1 protein-coding gene is annotated in these 263 nt (G+C 47.5%); it reads left to right on the top strand.

Annotated elements, in window-relative coordinates; genetic code table 11:
• Positions 1 to 263 (top strand): DEAD/DEAH box helicase (locus AAEZ02_RS22740; RefSeq protein ID WP_351125352.1); only part of this gene is annotated, 263 nt, incomplete at both ends.

Genomic DNA, 263 nt, shown 5'->3' with positions numbered 1-263 from the left:
CCCGTACCGAATGAACCGGCTTCTTCAAGGGGATGTTGGATCGGGGAAAACAGCTGTAGCGGCAATTGCCCTTTATGCCGCTCATTTATCCGGCTTTCAAGGTGCGCTGATGGTGCCAACTGAAATTTTGGCTGAACAGCATGCCGATTCACTGTATCAGTTATTTGAAAAGTGGGGGCTAAATATTGCTCTTTTGACGAGTTCAGTGAAAGGAAAGCGCCGCAGAGAACTGCTTGAACGTCTGAAAGAGGGAGATATTGATA

The sequence above is a fragment of the Shewanella sp. T24-MNA-CIBAN-0130 genome, from assembly GCF_040310185.1.
Lineage (GTDB): Bacteria > Pseudomonadota > Gammaproteobacteria > Enterobacterales > Shewanellaceae > Shewanella > Shewanella psychromarinicola.
The sequence above is the reverse complement of the archived record's forward strand: the minus strand, read 5'-3'. Positions and strand labels throughout refer to the sequence as shown.